This is a genomic window from Salinicola rhizosphaerae (genome assembly GCF_014652715.1).
GTDB classification, from domain to species: domain Bacteria; phylum Pseudomonadota; class Gammaproteobacteria; order Pseudomonadales; family Halomonadaceae; genus Salinicola; species Salinicola rhizosphaerae.
Window position 1 is genome coordinate 44,192 of sequence record NZ_BMZI01000009.1, and the last position, 14,352, is coordinate 58,543.

A 14,352-nucleotide genomic window follows, 5' to 3' on the forward strand; every position below is an offset into this window, starting at 1 on the left:
AATGGCGGGCGTTGCCATGCCTCCCTGAGCCTCGTCGGAGATCACGATACGGGCCCGCATCCACGCGCCGCGAGATCGCGTAGGTTCCTCCTGCCGATCCGCTTGCGGCACGCGCCCCTCTCGTCAAAGGTCCCTCTCGTCAAAGGACAGCCCCATGCCGAATGCCCCTCAGGCGTCACCGTCGCCCGGCGCCCGCCAACGCCGCCACCGCCTGCCGGTTCGGCTCTGGCACTGGTTCAATCTCTGGTTTCTGGTCGTCATGCTGATGAGCGGCCTGCAGATCTTCAACGCCCACCCCGCGCTTTACTGGGGCAGCGCTTCCGATTTCAACGATCCGTGGCTCGAGATGTACGCCATCCGCGACGGCGATGGCAGCATTCACGGTCAGACCGCATTGGGGCCATGGACCTTCGACACCACCGGCGTTCTCGGCTATTCGGGCGTGGCGGGCCAGGAGCAGGTGCGCGGCTTTCCCGGCTGGATCACGCTGCCAAGTTATCAGTACCTGACCATGGGCCGGTTGTGGCATCTCTTCTTCGCCTGGCTCTTCGCCGGTGCCGGCGCGCTGTTCGTCATCTATGCCCTGTTCAGCGGCCACCTGCGACGCGATCTGTGGCTCTCCGGCAGGCAGTGGCGCGGGCTCGGCCGAGACGTGCTGAATCATCTGCGCTTTCGCTTTCACCCAGCACGCGGTGGCTACAATGGCCTGCAGAAGCTGAGCTATCTCGGCGTCCTGCTCGTCGCGCTGCCCATGATGGTCATCACGGGCCTGTGCATGTCACCGACCTTCAACGCGGCCGCACCCTGGCTTCTCGATCTGCTGGGAGGGCGCCAGAGCGCCCGCTCGCTGCATTTTATCTTCGCCACGGCACTGGTCGTGTTTTTCCTCGTCCACTTCGCCATGGTGCTGCTGAGCGGCCCCTGGCGACAGGTACGCGACATGATCACCGGCGGGCGACAACCACGCGATGGCGATACCGGGAGTGATGACCATGCCGCGTAACGACAAATCTGCCTCGCGCCGGACAGACCGCCAGCGAAGGAATCGCCACGCCAGCCGGCGGCGCTTTCTGCAGGGCACGCTGATCGGCGCCACCGCACTCGGCCTTGGTGGCTGCGACCGGCTCTCCGAAAGCCCGAAGGTGGCCGAGACGCTCGACCTCGCCGAGCGCCTCAATCTGCGCGTGCAGCGCTTTCTGGCCGGGGCTCGCGGCCTGGCGCCGGAGTATCCGGCCTCGATGATCGACAAGACGTTTCGGCCCAACGGCTCGACCAACCCCCAGGCCGCCCGCTATCGAGAGCTGGCCGCCAATGCCTTCGCCGACTGGCGACTGACGATCGATGGCCTGGTCGACCGGCCACAGTCCTTGTCGCTGTCCGAGCTTCGCGCCCTCCCGGCACGGACTCAGATCACGCGGCACGACTGCGTCGAGGGCTGGAGCGCCATCGGCCAGTGGACCGGCCCGGTCCTGGCTGACCTGCTCGATCGTGCCGGGGTGCAGTCAGCGGCGCGCTATGTGGTGTTTCACTGCATGGACCAGCTCGGCGGCGAGGATTTCTATTACGAGAGCCTCGATCTGGAAGAAGCGCGCCACCCCCAGACGATTCTCGCCTACTCGCTCAACGGCGCCCCGCTGCCCACCGCCAACGGGGCACCGCTACGCCTGCGCGCGGAGCGACAGCTCGGCTACAAGATGGCGAAGTATCTCTCCGGCATCACCCTGGTGACGCACTTCGACGACATCGCCGGGGGCAAGGGCGGCTACTGGGAGGATCGCGGCTATACCTGGTACGCCGGCATCTGAACGGGCGTGGCACGCCAGCGACTCGGCCCAAGGTCGCAGGCGCTCCCCCGTCACTCACCTTGACATTCCCCGCCAATCGGCTGCACTGAGACAGCGGCGCTCTCAGAAAACTTTGCCCGCCTCGTCAGCCATTCGAGGCGACCCCGAGAGCCCATTCACGCGTTACAAGGAAGGTCTCATGAGCATCGTGCACCCCCTGACTCGTCAACTGCGCCTAGGCGCCTTCGGAATCATCATCGGCTGTCTCGCCGCGGGTGCCGCGCAGGCAGACGACAGCGCCACGCCGAAACATTTGCGTGGCACGATCACGTCGGTCAGTGATTCGAGCTTCAGCGTCGAGTCCACCGACGGGATGACCCACCAGGTCACCATCGGGCAGGACACACGCCTGGCTGGCGTCTCCCAGAGCAGTCTCGACCGCATCGAAGAGGGAACCTTCATTGGCACCGCCAACATGCCGGGTGAAAACGGCGAACCCGCCGAGGCGCTGGAGATGGTCATCTTCCCGGAATCGATGAAGGGTACCGGCGAGGGCGATTATCCCTGGGACATGCCGCGCGGCGCCGGCAAGCAAAGCGGTGACGACATGGCCAAGAGCGGCAAGATGGGCGGTAGCGCCAGCAGCTCCACCATGACCAACGGCACCGTCGAGAGCACCGGCGGCATGAGCGAAAGCGGCGGCAAGATGGGCGGCAGCGCCAGCAGCTCCACCATGACCAACGGCACCGTGAACAGCGCCGCCGACGAGAGCGGCATGATGACGCTGACGGTCGACTATGGCGACGGCAGCAAGCAGATCCGCGTGCCGAGCGATACACCGACCGTCATGGTCGGCAAGGCGTCCATGGATGATCTCGAGGAAGGTGCCGCCGTGTTCGTGGCCGGTGACCTGTCCCAGGATCCGATTCCCGCCAAGGCAGTCATCGTCGGCCTGGACGGTACCGTTCCGCCGATGTAACCAACGCCTGCCTGGCTCCGGGCGGCATCGACGCGTCGCGACGAGGCTCTCACGCCTCGTCGCTTTCTTGAAGCCGCCGGCGGCGATTACGTCGATAGCGCCTGACCAGCGCCAGCCAGGCGGCTGTCACGAGCATGCCGGCCAGCGTGACGCCCTGCCACGGCCTCGCCGCATCGCCAAGCCAGGTCTCCAGCGCGATGATCAGCACGAATCCGATGGCCTGGCTGGCAATGGCCACGCGACGCAGGTTGTCCGAACTTCCCGACCGATTCGCCGCGCTCATCGCCTGCCCTCCTCTGTCTGGTCTTGGCTGCTTTTCAACTTTCCTGCCTTTCAACCTGCTTGCCTTTCAACCTTCCTGCCGTGCGCTCTGCGGTCTGCTCGCAAAAGCCACGAGGCGACGGCTGGCCGAGCTTGCCAATCCGTCACCCCGGCACTGCCTTCCGCTCGGCGGGCTGCTAGAATGCGTCGCCGATTGAACCCGATATCGCAGCGTAAATCACGACCGAGGCATCATGAGCGACTTCTTTCCCGGCCAGCGTTGGATCAGCGACGGCGAGACCGAGCTGGGGCTCGGCACCATTCTGACCGTCGACGCCCGCAGCGTCACGGTGCTGTTCACCGCCAGCCAGGAAACGCGTACCTACAGCGTCCGCCAGGCGCCTCTGACTCGCGTGGTCTTCGGTCCCGGCGATCGCATCGACACCGCCGACGGCTATCAGCTGTCGGTCGAGCGCGTCGAAGAGCAGGATGGCTGCGTGATCTATCACGGCCAGGATACCGACGGCGAGCCGCTGACGATCGGCGAAGCCAAGCTTTCCGACAGCATGCGCTTCCACCAGGCGCAGGATCGGCTGCTGACCGGACAGGTCGACCGCAACGACTGGTTCGAGCTGCGCTACCGCTCGCTGCATCATCACCAGCGCCTGGCCCGTAGCCCCGCGCTCGGTCTCGCCGGGCCCCGCATCGATCTGATTGCGCATCAGCTCTATATCGCGGATGAAGTCTCGCGCCGCCAGTCCCCGCGGGTGCTGCTCGCCGACGAGGTCGGCCTCGGCAAGACCATCGAGGCGGGGCTGATTCTGCACCGGCTGCTGCTGACCGGGCGCGCCAGCCGCGCGCTGATACTCGTACCCGCCAGCCTGACACATCAATGGCTGATCGAGCTGCTGCGCCGTTTCTCGCTCTCCGTCACCCTGCTCGACGAAGCGCAGAGCGAGGCATTCGGGGACGACAATCCGTTCGACAGCGGCCAGTGCATCCTCGCCAGCCAGCAGTGGCTGTTCGCCAACCCCCACCGCCAGCGCCAGGCCGAAGCGTGTGAATGGGACCTGCTGATCGTCGACGAAGCGCATCACCTGGACTGGTCGCCGCAGACGACGGGGCCCGGCTATGCCTGTATCGAACGCCTGTCGCAGCGCATCGCCGGCCTGCTGCTGCTGACCGCCACGCCCGAGCAGATGGGCCTGGAGAGCCACTTTGCGCGACTGCGACTGCTCGATCCGGATCGCTATCACGATCTGGATCGGTTTCGCGCCGAGGAGAACGGGTACGCGGCCGTCGCCGAGGCCATCGAAGCGCTGGCGCGGCTGCCGGGTGATGCGGCCGACAGGGACCGTCTCGGCGCCGTGATCGACGATGCCGACGGCGAGGCGCTCGCCGCGACGCTGCTCGATCCCGAAAGCGATGAGGCGCAGCGCGACAGCGCGCGCCGTCAGCTGCGGGAGCAGCTGCTGGATCGCCACGGTACCGGCCGCGTGATGTTTCGCAACAGCCGACGCCACGTCGGCGGCTTTCCCGAGCGCCATCTTCACGTCAGCGAGCTGCCGCTGCCGGACGCCTACCGCGATCAGTTCGACGAACTGCGCGACGGCAACGACCATATGGCCGCCCAGCTCTCCGCCGCCGACCTCGGCCCGCGCGAGGCAAGACTCTATCCCGAGGCCGCCTATCGCGCCCTGGATGATGCCAGGCATGACGGTGCGGGCGACGCCTGGTGGCGCTTCGACTCTCGCGTCGACTGGCTGATCGAGCGGCTCGAGACGGCCGCTGCCGCACACAAGACGCTGGTCATCGTCCACCGACGCCAGACCGCCGTCGAGCTGGCCGAGGCACTGCGTGTTCGCGCCGGTATCGCGGCGCCGGTGTTCCACGAGGCGCTGAGTCTGGTCGAACGCGACCGCGCTGCCGCCGCCTTCGCCGAGGACGAAGATGGCTGCCAGGTGCTGATCTGCTCGGAAATCGGTTCGGAGGGGCGCAACTTCCAGTTCTGTCATCATCTGGTGATGTTCGACCTGCCGTGGCACCCCGACCTGCTCGAGCAGCGCATCGGTCGTCTCGACCGCATCGGCCAGCTGCACCCGATCGATATTCACGTGCCGATGCTGTCGCCCAGTCCCGCCGGCGTTCTGCTGCGCTGGTATCGCGACGGTCTGGACGCCTTTTCCGCCCCGCATGCCGCCGGTGGTGACGTTCTCGAGGCGCTCGGCGATGCCTTGCTGGAGGCGCTCGACGACGACAGCAGTCTCGATGCCCTGATCGAGGAGACGCGCACGTTCAACGACGCCCGACTCGCCGAGCGCGAGGCCGGACGCAATCGCCTGCTGGAGTGGAATGCCTGCCGCCCCGAGCGCGCCGATGCCGTCATCAGCGCAGTGGTCGAGCAAGACAACGACAAGGCGCTTCCGCGCTACGTCGACCAGGCGCTGGACATCTTCGGCGTTGACAGTCGCGATCTCGGCAATGGTCTGATGCACCTGGCACCTGGCTCGCACATGCTCGATAGCCTGCCGGGGCTCGCGCAGGGCGATGACGGATTCACGGCCACCTACTCGCGCGCTCGGGCACTGGCTCGCGACGACATTCAGCGACTGTCGTGGGAGCACCCGCTGGTCAGCGCCTTGCTCGAACGCGTTCTGGAGTCGAGTCTCGGTAACACGGCGCTGGCACTGCTTCGCCACCCGAGCATTCCCGGCGGACGGCTCATGGTCGAGCTGGTGTTCCGCACGCATTGTCCGGCGCCGAAGTCGCTGCAGCTGGGTCGGTTTCTACCGGACACGGGCATTCGGGTACTGCTCGACGAGAGCGGTACCAACCTCTCTGACAAGGTCACCTTCAGTGGCCTGTCCCGCAATCTGCAGCGGGTGAAGAAAGGCGTCGCCCGGGAGCTTCTCAAATCACGCCACGACCAGCTGCGGGCGCTGCTGAGGCAGGGCGAGCGCGAAGCCGAGCGCGAGCTGCCAACGCTGGTCGAAAACGCCCAGCAGCAAATGCGCGATACGCTGGACCGTGAGCTGGCGCGGCTCAAGGCACTGGCGGCGCGCAACGATGCGATTCGGGAAGACGAGCTGAAATCACTCGCCGACGAGCGTCACGCGCTCGACACCGCCATCGAGAGTGCCACGCTGCGCCTGGACGCGGTGCGCGTCATCGTGACCGTCGACAATGAACAGCGCTAGGTGCTCGCCAATTCCGGCGGCGAGACGCGAAGGGTGCCGCCTCAGTGCGACACGATCGCTGCCAGGGCGTCGTCCAGCGTCGGATAGCGGAAGGTGAACCCGGCTTCCTGCAGGCGAACGGGCTTCATCTTCGCGCCGGTCAGCAGCAGGCGCGACATCTCGCCCAACCCGAGCTTGAGCAGCGGCGCAGGGACGCAGAGCCTGGTCGGGCGGTGGAGATGGCGGCCCAACGCCCGAGTAAATTCGGCATTGGTGACCGGTGCCGGTGCCGAGCCATTGAAGGCGCCTTCGAGACCATCGCCGTCGAGCAGAAACTCGATCGCGGCGACGAGGTCTTCGCGGTGAATCCAGGGCATGTACTGACGTCCGTCGCCGAGGCGTCCGCCCAATCCAAGCCTGAACGGGGGCAGCAATTTGGCCAGGGTGCCGCCACCGGCATCCAGCACCAGGCCGATACGCAGCACCGCGACACGCACACCAAACGCCGCAGCCTTCTGCGCCTCCTGTTCCCAGGCCAGGCAGAGACGGTGGGCGAACTCGTCATGCGGCGGCGTCTCCTCGCCGACCTCGCGGTCACCCTGGTCACCGTAAAAGCCCATTGCCGAGCCGGATACCAGCACGCGCGGCGCGCGATCTTCAGCCGCCAGCTGCTCGCAAAGCGCGACGATGTCGCGCGTGGCATGGCGGCGTGATTCGACCAGTCGCGTCTTCTGGGAGTCGCTCCAGCGCCGGTCGGCAATCGGCTCGCCCGCCAGGTTGACGATCGCCTCAGGCGCCGCCGAGACGAAATCCATCGCATCATCGGCGACACGGACGGCCTCGGGAAGCACGCGCCGTGCGCGCTCGGGATCGCGCGAGATCACCATGACCTCGTGATCCGCCTGCAGCGCGCGCTCGACCAGTCGCCGACCCACGAACCCCGTTCCTCCCGTTATCAACAGCCGCATGTTCGTCGCTCCTTCGATGGTGGGTTCAAATGCCAGACGCCCAGGACAGGCGCGCAGAATAGCGAATAGCGCGACCACTGGTCAGTTCCGCCAGAGACCGATGGCTGCTCTTGACCCGCGGCACCGAGAAGGCCGCTAGCGCCTGCAGGGCCATTATCGGGTGACGCGCTCCTCGCGTCGGTCTTATACAGATTGACTCTAGCAGTCCTGGCGGCAACCCGATGTCGGAAGTCGCGGCCGTCGCCGAGCCGGAGCCAGTCTGGCCGAGATCACTCAGGCCGAGATCAGTCAGACAGAGACAAGTCGAGGACAAACCGACCCCAGGGTACGCCTCTCACCTGACTGAACGCCGCCTTTTCGCCCGATATCGCCTTGTCTCGAATTCGTCCGGCAAGGCAGTGAATAACCGCCAAGGTTTACATCAAAATTGTACAAAACCCTTGATTCGTACAACTCAATCCACCATCCTTGCATCGAGATGAATCGCATTCCGTGACGACTCGTCGAAGTCTTCGCCCACGGAGGCTCCCGGATGACGTCCACTGACGTTCAGGGCACAATTGAGCATAAAGGAAGGCCATAAGGCCCAGTGGATTGATAGCCCGTGGTGATGACTCCGTGGTGAAGACACGTAGCAACGACTTGAACCTCTTTCGACGAGACGGCGCACGCAGAGACCTCGCAGGAGGATTTGCATGACTTATCAGGCAATGGATTCTAGTGCCGCGCCGCTCTATCCGATTCGTGAAGTTTCGCGCCTCACTGGAGTCAACTCCGTCACCCTACGCGCCTGGGAGCGTCGCTACGGCTTGATCCGCCCTCAGCGAACGCCGAAAGGACACCGACTTTACGCGCGCGACGACATCGAGCGCGTCGAGCGCATTCTGCAGTGGCTCAACCGCGGCGTACCGGTCAGCCAGGTACGGGAGCTGCTCGATCAGCCAGAAGCCGCCGAGACGCCAGCACCTCAAATGGGGGACTGGGCAAGTCAGCGTCAGCACCTGATTCACGCTGTCGACTCACTCGACCTCGGTCGGCTGGAGTCGCTTTTCAATCAGAGCCTGGCGCTCTATCCGGTCAGCCTCTGCATCGCCGAGCTGTGGCAGCCAGCGATCCTGCAGCTCGAAGAGCGCTGGGGCGACCAGTTCGGGGCGACATTGCAGCGCCGGCTACTGGAAACGTTCCTGCGCACGCGAATCGGCACGCGGATCTACCACGCCAACCAGTTGAGCAACGCAGCAGAAGTGCTGGTGACGCGCATGCCCGACGACACGAGTGGATTCTGGGCGCTACTGACCGGCCTGGCCGTGTCCTCGGCCGGCTATCGCGTTCAGCTGATCGACGGCGATCTTCCGCTCAGCGAGTTCCCGATGGCCATCGAGCGACTTGGCGTCAAGGCGCTGCTGCTGGCCAGCGGTCAGGCCGAGCGCAGCGATGTCATTCGCCGTCAGCTTCCCAGACTGGCCGATCAGGCCGATGTGCCGATCTGCCTGGTCGGGCCGGTGGCGCGTATCCGGGCCAGCGACCTGGAAAACACCGGGGTCGCGGTGCTCGGCGAAGAGGTCGGACAAGCCCTCAGCCGCTTGCGCTCGATGATCGACGCCGACATCTGACATCGTCGGCTCGGGTTACAGTATCGACTCGGCCGAGCCGGCGAACACCAGGCACGCGTGGCGCAGGGAAGCGCCACCGGCATGCGTTCGTTCACACCGATTCTGCCCATCATTGCCGTCTCCGTACCGTCCCCCGCTCGGTGGGCGGCAACGATGACCGATACCACAAGGACGTGACATGAAACCCATCCAGCTCGTCTGGTTTCGCAACGATCTGCGTACGCTCGACAACACGGCGTTGAGCGCCGCCGCTCGCAAAGGGCCCGTGGTTGCCGTATTTCTCGCCTGCCGCCGTCAGTGGCGCAGCCATGGCCACGGCGCCAACAAGCTGACATTCATCCACGACGGCGTCATGGCGCTGAAGACGGAGCTCGAGCAACTCGGCATCCCGCTGCTGTACCGAGATATCGACGACTTCTCGAAGGCACCGGATACCCTGGTCGAACTTGCCCAACATCATGGGGTGGCAACGCTGCACTTCAATCGGGAATATCCGCTCGATGAGCGCCTGCGCGACGAAGCCGTCGCGGACCGCTTCCAGGAAGCCGGTATCGCCGTCCATGACTACACCGACGCTATCGCCTTCGAACCGGGAACCCTGCTGACGGGACAGGAGGCCTACTACAAGGTCTTCACGCCGTTCTCCAAGGCCTGGCATCAGAACATCGATGCGCCACGGCTGGCGCTGCGGGAAACGCCCGAGCGTCAATCATCCATCGATATCGCCAGCGACGAGATTCCCGACCTGCCGAAGAAGGATCGGTCGAGTGTCGTCGAGGGTGACGCGTGGCCAGCCGGACAGGAAGCCGCAGCAGATCGTCTCGAGCGCTTTCTCGATGAGCGTGGTGCCCGCTACAAGGTCGATCGGGACTTTCCCGCTCTTGCGGGCACCAGCGAGCTCTCGGCCTATCTGTCGACCGGCATGATCTCCCACCGCCAGTGTTGTCAGGCGGTGATGGGCCGCAATGGCGGCCATCTCGCCGACGGCGATGCCGGCTTGTCGAGCTGGGTCAATGAGCTGATCTGGCGCGAGTTCTACCAGCATATCCTGATCGGATTCCCGCACGTCTGCGTCCACCGGCCGTTCCAGCTCGACACCGAGAGACTCGCCTGGCGCAGCAGCGACAAGGACTTCGACGCCTGGTGCGAGGGCAAGACCGGCTATCCGCTGGTCGACGCAGCCATGCGCCAGCTGGTGGCGACCGGGTGGATGCACAATCGGCTGCGCATGGTGACCGCCATGTTCCTGAGCAAGCACCTGCTGATAGACTGGCGACGAGGCGAGGCGTTCTTCATGAATCACCTAGTTGACGGCGATTTCGCTTCCAACAACGGCGGCTGGCAGTGGGCGGCGTCGACGGGTACCGATGCCGCCCCCTACTTCCGTATCTTCAATCCCACGACCCAGTCACAGCGCTTCGACCCCGATGGCGAATTCATCGCCCGCTGGGTGCCGGAGCTGGCCGATCTGCCCGTCAAGTCACGTCACCAGCCGAGCGATGAGCAGCGACGGGAAACCGGCTATGCCAAGACGGTGGTGGATCACAAGGTCGGGCGCGAGCGAGCGCTGGAGGCGTTCAAGGCGCTGGGATAGACGCCGACCCGGCGTCGGCCCGGCTCCGAATCAGGTGAGCGCGGTGGAGTCGGACTGACGCAGACGCTCTTCGACGGCGCTCGCCGGCTGCGGGCGGGCATAGAGATACCCCTGCACATGGCGGCAGCCACGAGCCAACAGGAAGTCCCGCTGCTCCGTCGTTTCCACGCCCTCGGCAATCACGTCCAGGTCCAGCCCCTGGGCCATGGCGAGCACTGCCGAGGTGATGGCGGCGTCGGCATGGTCATGCGGCAAGGCGCGAATGAATTCGCGATCCAGCTTGAGCTTGTCGATCGGCAGACGCTTTAGATAAGCCATCGACGAGTAGCCGGTGCCGAAGTCATCGATGGCGATCTGCAGCCCCTCCCGGCGCAGCGCCTCCAGGCGCGGCGAAATATCGCCGGCCCGCTCGTCCAGCAGCACCGATTCGGTCAGTTCCAAGCCCAGCAGGGGCGCCGGCACGCGGTACTGGCTCAGCGTCGAGATCAGTCGCGATTCCAGATCCCCCTGAATCAGCTGCAGCGCGGACAGGTTGACCCACACCGGCACGACCTTGATGCCCTGACCGCGCCAGGCCGAAATCTGCGCGACCACCTGTTCGATCACCCAACTGCCGAGCGCCGGCATCAGGCCGTGGCGCTCCGCCAGCGGGATGAACTCGGTCGGTAGAATCATGCCGTGATCCGGATGATGCCAGCGAAGCAGCGCCTCCATGCCGATCATCTCGCCATCGTCGAGACGGTGCTGCGTCTGGTAGTAGACCTCCAGCTGCGCCCCCTGAGCCAGCGCCTGGCGGAGCTCGTTGAGGATGATCAGGTGGCGATCGCTCTCGACCTCGAGCGACGGGCGGAAGCGACGGTCATGATTGCGACCGTGGCGCTTGGCGCTGTAAAGCGCGGACTCCAGCCGTTGAAACAGCACGTTGGCGTCGCTGCCGTCATCCGGCGCGCGACAGCTGCCGATGGTCAGACCCAGCCGCAGCGAGTTGCCGTCGATCTCGAACGGTTCGCTGAGGTGCTGGCGCAGGCTGCCGATCCACTTTTCGTGATCGTCGAACGTGGTGGTGCGAATGACCATGAATTCGTCGCCGCCCAGGCGCCCGACGATGCCGCCGGCAACCTGGGCGGCCAGGCGCTGACCGAACCGTGCCAGCAGCCGATCGCCGCTGTCGACGCCAAGACTGTCGTTAATGCCCTTGAAAGCGTCGATGTCGATCAGCGCCAGATCGAGCCCTTCGCCGGCACGCAGGTGGCGCAGGCGCGACGCAAGTAGATCATGCAGCCGGCGGCGGTTGGGTAGCCCGGTGAGCGGGTCCTCGAAGCCGATGCGTCGAAGGTCCTGTTCCCGCGCCTTGTGGCGACTGATATCGGTAAACATGCCGACATAGTGCGAGACCCGACCCTTGGCGTCATGACAGGCCTGCACGCGCAGCCACTCCGGATACTGGTCGCCATGCTTGCGCTGGTTCCAGACCTCGCCCTCCCAGCGCCCCGTCGTTTTCAAAGTCTGCCAATAGCGATCGTAGAACGCCTTGTCATGCCGACCGGAAGAGAGTGCAGAGGGGTCGAAGCCACGAATTTCGTCGAGGGTATAGCCGGTGATCTGAGTGAAGGCCGGGTTGACGGTCAGGATGCGATTGGCGGTGTTGGTGATCATCACGCCATCCTGAGAAAGCTCGAGCGCCTGCTCGCTGAGTATGCGCCGCTGGTGCTCGGCGCGCGTCTGGCGCCAGAGATCCAGCAAGCCGAGCGCGACGATCGCCAGCGCCGCGAGACGCAGGGCGAGAATCGGCAATAGCGTGGCGACCGCCAATGCGGCAGCACCCAGCCAGATCAGCGGTCGATTCAACGAAAAGGTGGGCCACATAGGTATCGTTATCGTCGTTATCATCACGAAGACGTCGCGCGGTCCGGATCGGAGGCGCACCTGCGCCGGGCCTGACCGCGCCGACTCGTGGTATCGGCATGAAGAATTCCCGCTCCCCTCTCGCATCATGCCCCGCCAACAATTGCCAGGGCAAGCTCGGTACAGCGCTCGCGACGACCTCGTCGACGGCGCCAGAGGCGCGTCATGTGGCCTATCGGCAGAGAGTCGCCCGCGCTTGAGCCTGGATGGCAGCCCCTCGAGCCGATGACGCGGCGTGCATTCGTCGCGCGCAGCCATTAGACTGGCCGCGCCTCGTCATGGCGAGGCAAACTCTTTTTCGATTCTCGGAACGATCTAGTGACCAGACAGCACTCTTTCAGCCACGACGATCTGCTGAAATGCAGCCGGGGGGAACTGTTCGGCCCCGGTAACGCTCAGCTGCCCGCGCCCAACATGCTGATGCTCGACCGCATCACGCAGATCAATGAAGATGGCGGCAAGTACCACAAGGGCGAGATCATCGCCGAGCTGGATATCCATCCCGACCTGTGGTTCTTCCAGTGCCATTTTCCCGGCGACCCGGTCATGCCAGGATGCCTGGGCCTGGACGCCATGTGGCAGCTGGTCGGCTTTCACCTCGGCTGGCTGGGCAACCCCGGCCGGGGTCGCGCACTGGGCTGCGGCGAGGTCAAGTTCTCCGGGCAGATCCTGCCGAGTGCCGGTCAGGTTTCGTATCATATCGAGATCAAGCGTGTGATCACCCGGCGATTGATCCTGGGTATTGCCGACGGCACCTTGTCGGTGGATGGGCAGGATATCTACCAGGCCAAGGATCTGCGCGTCGGTCTGTTCACCAATACTGAGAAATTCTGAGCGGGAGGCTTCCATGAAACGAGTGGTAGTCACCGGCCTGGGCATCGTTTCCTGCCTGGGCAACGACGCCCGACAGGTGCTCGACTCTCTGCGTCAGGGGCGCTCCGGCATCCGCTTCAAACCGGAGTACGCCGAGCTTGGCTTCCGTAGCCAGGTCGCCGGTGCCGTAGATATCGACCTCGAGACGCTGGTCGACCGCAAGCAGCTTCGCTTCATGGGCGATGCCGCTGCGTACGCCTATATCGCCATGCAGCAGGCGATCGATGACGCCGGACTCGAGCCCGACGAGATCTCCAACGAGCGCACCGGCCTGATCGCCGGCTCGGGTGGTGCATCCAGCGCCAACCAGGTCGAAGCGGCGGACGTCATGCGCGAGAAGGGCCTACGCCGCGTCGGTCCCTATCGCGTCACCCGTACCATGGGCAGCACCGTCTCGGCCTGTCTGGCCACGCCTTTCAAGATCAAGGGCGTCAACTACTCCATCTCCTCGGCCTGCGCGACCTCGGCTCACTGCATCGGCTCCGCCGTCGAGCAGATCCAGCTGGGCAAGCAGGATATGGTCTTCGCCGGTGGCGGCGAGGAGGAGCACTGGACGCTGTCTTGCCTGTTCGATGCCATGGGCGCGCTGACCACGCGGTATAACGAGACGCCGGACAAGGCTTCCCGTCCGTACGATGTCGACCGCGACGGTTTCATCATCGCCGGCGGCGGCGGCATGCTGGTGATCGAGGAGCTCGAGCACGCCAAGGCTCGTGGCGCCAAGATCTATGCCGAGATTACCGGTTACGGCGCCACTTCCGACGGCTATGACATGGTCGCCCCTTCCGGCGAAGGTGCGGCACGCTGCATGCGCCAGGCCCTGTCTGGGCTCGAGGGCAAGGTCGACTACGTCAACACCCACGGCACCTCGACGCCGGTCGGCGACGTTGCCGAGCTCAAGGCGATTCGCCAGGTCTTCGGCGATCACACGCCGGCGATGAGCTCGACCAAATCGCTGACGGGGCACTCGCTCGGCGCCACGGGCGTGCAGGAGGCGATCTACTCGCTGCTGATGATGCAGAATCGCTTCGTCTGCGCCTCGGCCAACATCGACAATCTCGATGAACAGGCCAGCGGTTTCGATATCGTTCGCGAGCGTCGCGACGATGTCGACATCAAGCGCGTGCTCTCCAACAGCTTCGGTTTCGGCGGCACCAATGCCTGCCTGGTGCTGGATCGCTACGACGATTGAGTCAGGC

At 65.0% G+C, this 14,352-nt stretch carries 11 protein-coding genes; 8 read left to right on the forward strand and 3 right to left on the reverse strand.

Annotation, left to right across the window (positions count from 1 at the left end; translation table 11 throughout):
• Nucleotides 1-154: 154 nt before the first annotated feature.
• The 3 genes from IE125_RS18180 to IE125_RS18190 all read left to right on the forward strand — a co-directional run bounded on the left by IE125_RS18180 (nucleotide 155) and on the right by IE125_RS18190 (nucleotide 2,763).
• Entirely contained in the window at nucleotides 155-1,003 is an 849-nt protein-coding gene (locus IE125_RS18180) for a cytochrome b/b6 domain-containing protein (protein WP_189446112.1), read from the forward strand.
• Entirely contained in the window at nucleotides 993-1,805 is an 813-nt protein-coding gene (locus IE125_RS18185; RefSeq protein ID WP_189446113.1) for a molybdopterin-binding protein, read from the forward strand. The genes IE125_RS18180 and IE125_RS18185 overlap by 11 nt, the downstream gene beginning before the upstream one ends.
• Nucleotides 1,806-1,983: 178 nt before the next feature.
• Entirely contained in the window at nucleotides 1,984-2,763 is a 780-nt protein-coding gene (locus tag IE125_RS18190; RefSeq protein ID WP_189446114.1) for a metal ABC transporter permease, read from the forward strand.
• Between the two features lie 49 nt (nucleotides 2,764-2,812).
• Here IE125_RS18190 and IE125_RS18195 read toward each other — a convergent pair whose 3' ends face one another.
• Nucleotides 2,813-3,046 (reverse strand): hypothetical protein, encoded by a 234-nt coding sequence (locus IE125_RS18195; protein ID WP_189446115.1) that lies wholly within the window; start codon nucleotides 3,044-3,046, stop codon nucleotides 2,813-2,815.
• A 232-nt stretch (nucleotides 3,047-3,278) separates the two neighbouring features.
• Between IE125_RS18195 and rapA the strand changes: the two genes are divergently transcribed.
• The gene (gene rapA / locus IE125_RS18200; RefSeq protein WP_189446116.1) at nucleotides 3,279-6,221 is read left to right on the forward strand and encodes an RNA polymerase-associated protein RapA; all 2,943 of its coding nucleotides are present in this window, start codon (nucleotides 3,279-3,281) and stop codon (nucleotides 6,219-6,221) included.
• A gap of 41 nt (nucleotides 6,222-6,262) precedes the next feature.
• On the opposite strand, the gene IE125_RS18205 is transcribed toward rapA, so the two are convergent.
• Nucleotides 6,263-7,168 carry a TIGR01777 family oxidoreductase gene (locus IE125_RS18205; RefSeq protein ID WP_189446117.1) on the reverse strand — a complete coding sequence of 302 codons (906 nt, stop codon included), beginning with the start codon at nucleotides 7,166-7,168 and terminating at the stop codon, nucleotides 6,263-6,265.
• A 695-nt stretch (nucleotides 7,169-7,863) separates the two neighbouring features.
• Between IE125_RS18205 and IE125_RS18210 the strand changes: the two genes are divergently transcribed.
• Together IE125_RS18210 and phrB are read left to right on the forward strand one after the other, a co-directional pair.
• Complete coding sequence (locus IE125_RS18210; RefSeq protein WP_189446118.1) at nucleotides 7,864-8,781, forward strand: MerR family transcriptional regulator; 918 nt, start codon at nucleotides 7,864-7,866, stop codon at nucleotides 8,779-8,781.
• A 178-nt stretch (nucleotides 8,782-8,959) separates the two neighbouring features.
• Nucleotides 8,960-10,375, forward strand: coding sequence for a deoxyribodipyrimidine photo-lyase (gene phrB, locus IE125_RS18215; RefSeq protein ID WP_189446119.1), 1,416 nt, complete (start codon nucleotides 8,960-8,962; stop codon nucleotides 10,373-10,375).
• A 30-nt stretch (nucleotides 10,376-10,405) separates the two neighbouring features.
• Here the strand turns inward: phrB and IE125_RS18220 are convergent, their stop codons facing one another.
• Nucleotides 10,406-12,241 (reverse strand): putative bifunctional diguanylate cyclase/phosphodiesterase, encoded by a 1,836-nt coding sequence (locus IE125_RS18220; protein ID WP_189446120.1) that lies wholly within the window; start codon nucleotides 12,239-12,241, stop codon nucleotides 10,406-10,408.
• 357 nt (nucleotides 12,242-12,598) lie between these two features.
• Between IE125_RS18220 and fabA the strand changes: the two genes are divergently transcribed.
• Nucleotides 12,599-13,114, forward strand: coding sequence for a 3-hydroxyacyl-[acyl-carrier-protein] dehydratase FabA (gene fabA, locus IE125_RS18225; RefSeq protein WP_189446121.1), 516 nt, complete (start codon nucleotides 12,599-12,601; stop codon nucleotides 13,112-13,114).
• A gap of 13 nt (nucleotides 13,115-13,127) precedes the next feature.
• A complete protein-coding gene (fabB, locus tag IE125_RS18230; protein ID WP_189446122.1) occupies nucleotides 13,128-14,345 on the forward strand; it encodes a beta-ketoacyl-ACP synthase I in 1,218 nt (405 codons plus the stop codon).
• Nucleotides 14,346-14,352 lie beyond the last annotated feature (7 nt).